At 71.3% G+C, this 8094-nt stretch carries 8 protein-coding genes; 4 read left to right on the top strand and 4 right to left on the bottom strand.

Features of this window, described 5'->3' with window-relative positions:
- Positions 1-392 precede the first annotated feature (392 nt).
- Positions 393-1064, bottom strand: a complete 672-nt coding sequence (locus E1300_RS18560) for a DUF1444 domain-containing protein (protein WP_131758276.1) — start codon at positions 1062-1064, stop codon at positions 393-395.
- 167 nt (positions 1065-1231) lie between these two features.
- On the opposite strand from E1300_RS18560, the gene E1300_RS18555 reads away from it, so the two are divergent.
- Genes E1300_RS18555 through E1300_RS18540 form a run of 4 tightly spaced genes read left to right on the top strand, consistent with a single transcriptional unit; the run spans position 1232 to position 4914 of the window.
- Complete coding sequence (locus E1300_RS18555; RefSeq protein ID WP_131758275.1) at positions 1232-1879, top strand: ABC transporter permease; 648 nt, start codon at positions 1232-1234, stop codon at positions 1877-1879.
- On the top strand, positions 1872-3122 hold the full coding sequence (locus E1300_RS18550) for an ABC transporter ATP-binding protein (RefSeq protein WP_242619227.1): 1251 nt from the start codon (positions 1872-1874) through the stop codon (positions 3120-3122). Before E1300_RS18555 ends, E1300_RS18550 begins: the two co-directional genes overlap by 8 nt.
- Entirely contained in the window at positions 3119-3940 is an 822-nt protein-coding gene (locus E1300_RS18545) for an ABC transporter permease (RefSeq protein WP_131758274.1), read from the top strand. Before E1300_RS18550 ends, E1300_RS18545 begins: the two co-directional genes overlap by 4 nt.
- On the top strand, positions 3940-4914 hold the full coding sequence (locus E1300_RS18540; protein ID WP_131758273.1) for a glycine betaine ABC transporter substrate-binding protein: 975 nt from the start codon (positions 3940-3942) through the stop codon (positions 4912-4914). The genes E1300_RS18545 and E1300_RS18540 overlap by 1 nt, the downstream gene beginning before the upstream one ends.
- Here E1300_RS18540 and E1300_RS18535 read toward each other — a convergent pair.
- Genes E1300_RS18535 through E1300_RS18525 form a run of 3 tightly spaced genes read right to left on the bottom strand, consistent with a single transcriptional unit; the run spans position 4907 to position 8065 of the window.
- Positions 4907-6406 (bottom strand): cobyric acid synthase, encoded by a 1500-nt coding sequence (locus tag E1300_RS18535; RefSeq protein WP_131758272.1) that lies wholly within the window; start codon positions 6404-6406, stop codon positions 4907-4909. The genes E1300_RS18540 and E1300_RS18535 overlap by 8 nt on opposite strands.
- Positions 6403-7320, bottom strand: coding sequence for a cobalamin biosynthesis protein (locus tag E1300_RS18530; RefSeq protein ID WP_207399831.1), 918 nt, complete (start codon positions 7318-7320; stop codon positions 6403-6405). The genes E1300_RS18535 and E1300_RS18530 overlap by 4 nt, the downstream gene beginning before the upstream one ends.
- On the bottom strand, positions 7295-8065 hold the full coding sequence (locus E1300_RS18525) for a phosphotransferase (RefSeq protein WP_242619228.1): 771 nt from the start codon (positions 8063-8065) through the stop codon (positions 7295-7297). Before E1300_RS18525 ends, E1300_RS18530 begins: the two co-directional genes overlap by 26 nt.
- Positions 8066-8094 lie beyond the last annotated feature (29 nt).

Raw genomic sequence — 8094 nt, 5'->3', positions numbered from 1 at the left:
AAGATCGGATGTTCTCGTTGTCGTTTCGATGAGTAGCGGCGGGGTTTTCAGCGGGCCGGTGCCTTCGCCCATGACGACGGTGCGCTCGCACAGAGATCGCCGCGTAGTACAGCGGCCGGTCGTGCCATTTTCGCTCATGCGCGCGGCCGGCGAGCACGGCCGCGAGATTGTTGCCCATCGGGAAGCTCCTCATGCCGGGAACGACATGCGGAGGCTACGCCCTGTGCGCAAAGAAACACGGGGAGTTCACGATTTCGGTCCACAAAAGCAGGCAACTCAGGCCGCCTCAACTCGCAGCCGACAGACCGCCGTCGGCGCGCCCCCAAGCCCTCAGCCCACCGCAACCTTGAAGCACGGCCGCGCGTCCGCGCGCCTCGGGGCGTCCACGCCGCTCAGCCCGGCATGACCTCCCAGCCGCCGGTGCGGCGTACGAGGAGCTGATGGGTGAGCAGGCTGCCCGGCGGGACGTCCCACACCGGGTCGGCTCCCTCGCCGCGGTCCTCCGCCCACACCTGGGCGACGGCCCAGCGGAGCTTGTCGACGCCGTCGGGGTGCCCGGTCCCGGACGCGACGAAGACGTCCCGCGCCGGGGCCGCGACGACGAGGTCGCCCTCCACGTCCTGCGCGAGCTTTTCCAGGAACCCGTCGTCCAGCAGCAGGCCCGCCTCCAGCCCGCCCCGCCGGGGCGCGCCCGCGCCTCCGCCCGGCGCTCCGCCCGAGACCGGGGCTCCGTCGCCGAGCGACACCGTCACGGCGCGGACGTCCGGATACCAGCTCAGGCTGAGGTCGGGCCGCCGGTTCCGCAGGTTGATCACCGCGAGCCGGCGCAGGTCGCCGGGCGCCACGCCCAGCGCCTCGCAGTGCCGCCGCGCCACGTGCTCGTAGCGGCGGCCGAGCGGCGCGGCCTCGTCGGCGAGCTCCAGCGCGTAGGTGGCGTACAGGTCGCCGGCGAACGGGTCGCGGACCGGTTCCTCGCCGGCGGGCAGCGGGAACTCCAGCTGGACCTCGGCGGGCACCCGGGCCTTCATCAGCGGGACGATGAGACTGGACCGCGGCTCGGTCACGGGACGTTCCTCCTGATGCCTTCCGGGACGCCTCCCGCGGGCGGCGGCCGCGGGCGTGCGGACGAATGGATCACCCTACCGCCGACCCGGGACCGCGCACCGAATCCCTGACCTGTGCATGTGTGATCCGTGCCGCCGGAGGGGTAATGATCTCCCTGGAGGGAACCGTGAGCTTCTGGGAGTATCTGGGCAGCCGCCGCGAGCGGCTGTGGTTCGAGACCTGGCAGCACGCCAGCATGGTCTTCCAGACCGTCCTCGCCGCGCTCGTCATCGGCGTCCTCGTCGGCCTCCTCGTGTACCGCAGCGAGCGGCTGTCCGCGCTCGCGACCAGCACCGCCGGCGTGATCTTCACGGTGCCGTCGCTGGCCCTGCTCGGGCTCCTCATCACCCCGCTCGGCCTCGGCGTCGCGCCGAGCGTCGTCGCGCTCACGCTGTACTCGCTGCTGCCGATCGTCCGCAACACCGTCGTGGGGCTGTCCGGGGTCGACCGCACGCTCGTGGACGCGGCGCGCGGCATCGGCATGACGCGGACCGCGATCCTGCTGCGCGTCGAGCTGCCGCTCGCCTGGCCGGTCATCCTCACCGGCGTGCGGGTCAGCACGCAGCTCGCGATGGGCATCGGCGCGATCGCCGCCTACGTCTCCGGGCCGGGCCTCGGCGAGCAGATCTTCTCCGGGCTGGCGCGGCTCGGCGGCGCCAACGCCATCAACATGACGCTCGCCGGCACGCTCGGCATCGTCCTCCTCGCCCTGATCTTCGACGGCTGCTTCGTGCTGATCGGCCGCCTGACCACCCCGAGAGGCATCCGTGTCTGACGCCGACCCCGCCCCCGCGTCCGGCGCGACCTCCGCCGCGTCCGCCGCCGTGACGGGCGACGCCGCCGGCGCGGACGCGGCCCGGGGGAACCGCGGCGGCATCCAGCTCATCAACGTCACCAAGCGCTACCCGGGGCAGTCGGTGCCCGCCGTGGACGACGTGACGATGACGGTCCCGAGCGGCGAGATCGTCGTGCTGCTCGGCCCGTCCGGCAGCGGCAAGACCACGATGATGCGGCTGATCAACCGGCTGATCGAGCCGACCTCCGGCAAGATCATCGTGGCCGGGCAGGACGCCCTCGGCCTGAACCCGGTCGAGCTGCGCCGCCACATCGGCTACGTCATCCAGAACGCCGGGCTGTTCCCGCACATGACGGTCGCCACCAACATCGGCCTCGTCCCGCAGATGCTCAAATGGGACAAGGACCGCATCGCCGCCCGCGTCGACGAGCTGCTGGAACTCGTCGACCTCGACCCGGCCACGTTCCGCGGCCGCTACCCGCGCGAGCTGTCCGGCGGCCAGCAGCAGCGCGTCGGCGTCGCCCGCGCCCTCGCCGCCGACCCGCCCGCCATGCTGATGGACGAGCCGTTCGGCGCCGTCGACCCCATCACCCGCGAGCACCTCCAGGACTCCCTGCTCCGCCTCCAGGAGGAGCTCGGCAAGACGATCGTGTTCGTCACCCACGACATCGACGAGGCGCTCAAGCTCGGCGACCGCATCGCGATCCTCGACAAGGGCTCCCGCATCGCCCAGTACGCGACGCCGCAGGAGATCCTCCTCCACCCCGCCGACGACTACGTCGAGCAGTTCATCGGCGGCGGCCAGGCGATGCGGCTGCTGAAGTTCAGCCGGGTCGCGGACGTGCCGCTCCAGCAGGTCCCCGAGGCCCGTCCCGAGGACGACGCCGCCGCCGTCCGGGACCGCATCGCCGCCGGCTCGACGGCGTTCGCGATCGTCCTGGACGAGCGGCGCCGCCCCGTCCGCTGGATCCACCCCGAGGACCTCGACGGCGTCACCGGGCCGATCGGCACCCGCGGCATGCCGACCGCCACGCCCATCCGCGCCCGCAACACGCTCCAGCAGGCCCTCGAAAGCCTCATCCAGATCGACCACGAGACCGTCCCGGTCGTCGGGCCGCGCGGCGTCTACCGCGGCACCGTCACCCTCGCCACCCTCCAGAACGCGATCAGGGACATGAAGGAACGCACGCGCGCCCGGCGGCGCGGAGCGGACGCGACATGAGCGCGCCGCCGCGGGGCACGGCCGCCGGGATCGACCCCGCCGCGCCGGGCGCCGAGGACGCGGTGATCCCGCCGACGGTCGCCCTGCACGCCCCCACCGGCCGCTCCTGGCGCGCCTTCCTCGAACCGCTCGCCGTGCTCCTCATCGGCGCCGCGTGGATGCTGTACGTCGAGAACTCCGACCTCGACAGCATCGAGGAGCGCAGCCTCAAACCCGACTACGTCTGGCAGAAGACCTGGGAGCACATCGAGCTGACCGTCGTGTCCACGGTCGTCGTCCTCGCGATCGCGATCCCGCTCGGCATCCTGCTGAGCCGCGTGTGGGCCCGTCCCGCCACCCCGTTCGTGCTCGCCGTCGCCAACATCGGCCAGTCCGCGCCCGCGATCGGCGTGGTCGTGCTGCTCGCGGTCATCTTCGGCATCGGCTTCTGGACGACCGTCGTCGCGCTCGTCGCCTACGGCGTCCTGCCCGCCCTGCGCAACACCATGGTCGGCCTCCAGCAGGTCGACCCGACGCTCATCGACGCGGGCCGCGGCATCGGGATGTCCCCCGCGATGGTCCTCGCCCGCGTCGAGCTGCCGCTCGCCACGCCGGTCATCCTCGCCGGGATCCGCACCACGCTCGTCCTGATGGTCGGCACCGCGAGCATCGCCTCCTTCATCAGCGGCGGCGGGCTCGGCGACCTGATCACCACGGGCGTCAGCACGCAGCGCAACCCCGTCCTGCTGACCGGCTGCGTCCTCATCGCCCTGCTCGCCCTGCTGATCGACTGGCTCGGCGGGATGGCGACCCGCCTCCTCGCGCCGAAGGGGCTGTGATGCCGCTCCGCCGCCTCGCCGCCGCGCTGCTCTGCCCCGTCCTGCTCGCCCTCGGCGCCTGCGGCCTGAAACCCGCCTCGGCGTTCATCCCGAGCGTCGAGCCCGCCGGCATCCAGCCGGTCCCCGGGCTGAAGGACGCGCGGATCCGCGTCTCGTCCAAGGAGTTCACCGAGCAGCTCATCCTCGGCAAGATCGCCGTGCTGGCGCTGAAGGCCGCCGGCGCGGACGCCGTCGACCACACCAACGCGCAGGGCAGCGTCACGTTCCGCAAGTCCATCACCAGCGGCGACAACGACCTCGGCTGGGAGTACACCGGCACCGGGTGGATCACCTACCTGGGCCAGGAGGACCCGATCGCCGACCCGCAGAAGCAGTTCGACGCCGTCCGCGACATGGACCTGAAGAGGAACCACATCGCCTGGCTCGCCCCCTACGCGCCGTTCAACAACACCTACGCGATGGCCGTGACGTCCGCCGCGCAGAAGCGGTACGGCATCCGCGACCTCGCCGACATGGCCAAGGTCCCCGCCGGGCAGCGGACGTTCTGCGTCGCGCCCGAGTTCTTCGCCCGCAACGACGGGTTCCGCGGCATGCTCCAGGCGTACGGGCTCGCCTACGGCTCCTCGGTGCCCGCGGGGAACGTCCGGCAGATGTCCGAGGGCGTCATCTACCAGGCGATCAAGGACAACCGGTGCCTGTTCGGCGAGGTCACCACCACCGACGGCCGCATCCAGGCGCTCGACCTGCACCCCCTCGACGACAGCCGGCACTTCTTCCCGATCTACAACCCCGCGATCACCGTCCGGGAGTCCGTCCTGCGGGCGCACCCCGAACTCACCGCGCTCTTCGCCAAGATCAGCCCGAGGCTCACCACGGACGTGATCCGCGGCCTCAACAGCAAGGTCGACGTCGAAGGCGAGGACCCCGCCTTCGTCGCCCGCGACTGGATGCGCAAGGAGGGCCTCGTCAAATAGCGGACGGCCCCGCCGGGGGCACCACCGCGAGCCCCTCCGGCGCCCCGCCCTCGATCAGCCGCCACACGGCGTCCGTGTCGAGATGCTCCTCGACGAGATCGCCGAGCGCGTCCAGCGTCGCCTCCCGGAGCTCTGCGAAGGACACGTCCGGCGCGGGCACGAAGTCGCGCCCCGCCACCCGCGCCACGTCCTGGAGGAAGGCGCGCCGGAACCCGTCGTTCTCGAAGGCCCCGTGCCAGGTCGTCCCCCAGACGGCGCCCTCGCGGCACCCGTCCAGGAACGGCTCCCCGCCCTCCACGCTCACGATCCCGTGGTGGATCTCGTAGGCGTGGACGTCATGCCCGTACGCACGGCCCCATGGGCGCCCGAGCGTCTTGCCCACCTCGAACTCGACCGTGATCGGCAGCAGCCCGAGCCCCTTCACCCGCCCCTGCCGCGACTCCACCTCATCGACGATCTCCCGCGCGAGGATCTGGTGACCGCCGCAGATCCCGAGCACGGGCCGCCCCTCCGCCGCCCGCCGCAGGATCTCCTCGTCCATCCCCCGCTCCCGCAGCCACGCCAGATCGCTCACGGTCGCCCGCGTCCCCGGCAGCACCACGAGGTCGGCCTCCGCCAGATCCCCCGCACTCGCCGCATACCGGACGACCACGCCCGGCTCGCACGCCAGCGCGTCCAGATCGGTGAAATTGGAAATGCGCGGGAACCGCACCACCGCCACCCGCAACGTCTCCCTCCCGAACGCCGCCTTCGCGTCAGGACGCGGCGCATCGAGAGCCAGCGTGTCCTCACTGTCCAGATAGAGACCGAGCTTCCAGGGCAGCACCCCCAGAGTCGGCCGCCCGGTCAGCGCCCTCAACTGCTCCAAACCGGGCTCCAGCAACTCCTTCGCCCCGCGGAACTTGTTGATGACGAACCCGGCGATCAGCGCCTGATCCTCCGGTTCGAGAAGCGCGACCGTCCCGAACAGAGAGGCGAAAACCCCACCCCGATCAATATCGCCGACCACCACCACCGGAATATCGGCCGCCCGCGCAAGCCCCATGTTGACGATGTCACCGGCCCGGAGATTGATCTCCGCGGGACTACCGGCCCCCTCGCAGATCACAACATCGAACTCATCGCGCAATTCCCGCAAACTTCTTTGCACGACCTCCCGCAGCCGCTCCTTGTGCGCGCCGTACTCCAGCGCGTCGACCTCCGCCACGGGCCGTCCGAGCACCACCACCTGGCTGCGCCGATCACTGCCCGGCTTCAGCAGCACCGGGTTCATCACGGCCCGCGGCACCACCCCCGCCGCCTGGGCCTGCATGTACTGCGCCCGCCCGATCTCCGCGCCGTCCTCGGTCACCATCGAATTGAGCGACATGTTCTGCGCCTTGAACGGCGCCACCCGCACGCCCCGCCTCGCCAGCCACCGGCACAACCCCGCCGCCACCACGCTCTTGCCCGCGTCCGACGTCGTCCCCGCGACCAGCAGCGCCCCGCTCATCGCCGCCACCACGCGACCGCCACCGCCACTCCCGCCGCCGCGAACGCCACCCTCTTCGACAACGCCACGGCCCTCCGGATGTCCCGCACCTCGGGAGCCCGCCCGTCCCCCATCCCCGGACGCCGCTCGACCTCCCCGCCATACGAATTCGTCCCGCCCAACCTGACCCCCAAGGCCCCGGCGAACGCGGCCTCACACCGTCCCGCATTGGGACTCGGATGGTTCCCCCCGTCCCTCCTCAACACCCGCCAAGCATCAGCCCCACCCACCAGAGCCGTCAGCACCCCGGTCACCCTCGCAGGCACCCAGTTCGCCCCATCATCGAGCCGTGCCGCCGCCCACCCGAATCGCTCATACCGCGAATTCCGGTACCCCACCATGGCATCCAACGTATTGACGGCCCGGTACACCATCAACCCCGGAATCCCGGCCACCGCCCCCCACAGCAAAGGAGCCACAGCAGCATCGGACGTATTCTCCGCGACCGACTCCACAGTGGCCCGCGCCAACTCGGCACTCCCCAGCCCCTTGGGATCCCGCGCACACAAATGAGACAACCGCCCCCGCGCCGCCTCCATCTCCTCCGCCTCCAACGCCCGAGCCATGAGCAGACCCTCACGTCCCAGCGAGGTACCACCGAGCACAGCCCACGTAACGACCGCCGTACTCACAGCCCGCAAAACACGCCCCTCAGCAACCCGCTCCACAACAACCCCAACAACCCCGACAGCCCCCACAACCACACCTACGAAAAGCACACCCCGCCCACGCGAATCCCCATAGACCTTGCCCTCAACCCAGTTGGCGGCCCGTCCGAACCCGGCCACGGGATGCCCCCTGCGCGGATCACCCAGCAGCCCGTCCAGCACGACCCCGAGCAGCAACCCCTCAGGCGAGACGCGCATCCAGCTCATCCCAGTTCCGCTCCAGCCAGTCCTGAGCCCGCAGGATCCGCGGCCCGGCCCCACCCTGCCAGATCCGGGCCCACCCGCCGCCCCACTGCGCCCGCGCCCGCATCGCCCGATACGACCGCTCGAACCTCACCCGCGCCGCGGGCAGCACCTCACGCCGCTTGTCACGATCCAACCCGTACGCGTCACAGAACACCCGGAGCCTGCGCCCCACGTCCGCCCGGTACAGCAGGGCATCGCGATCACACGGATCCGCGATCGGCCCCCAGTGCCGCAGCGCCGTCACCACGTCGTACAACCGCGTCGTAGGCCGAGCAAGATCAAAATCAATGAACGCCGCAGGCCACCCGTCCCTGAAGATCACATTCTCCGGCGTCACATCGCAGTGCCCGATGATCTCCGGCGCCCCGTCCAGGTTGGACGCCTCCCGATCCCACGGCGCATCGGTCGGCGCCTCGTACGACGCGACGGCCTCGTGATACCGCCGCAGCAGCTCCCCGACACCCCTGAGCGCCTCGTCACTCACCGCATAGGCCGGCAGCGGCCGGTGCGCCGCCTCCCCGGGCACCCAGCTCAGGATCTCCCGCCCCCGCTCGTCCACCCCGAGCACCCGCGGCGCCTCGAACCCGACCCTCTCCAAATGCCTCAGCAACTCGTGCACCGCCGGACTGTGCGCCCGCAACGGCCTCCGCACCGTGTCCCCGACCCTCACGACGCCCTCCGTGACGTCCCCGCCGGAGAGCGGCATCTCCATGTCCACCGCCACAGCACCCCAAG

This window comes from Actinomadura fibrosa (genome assembly GCF_900659615.1).
Classification (GTDB): Bacteria; Actinomycetota; Actinomycetes; order Streptosporangiales; family Streptosporangiaceae; genus Spirillospora; species Spirillospora fibrosa.
The sequence above is the reverse complement of the archived record's forward strand: the minus strand, read 5'-3'. Positions and strand labels throughout refer to the sequence as shown.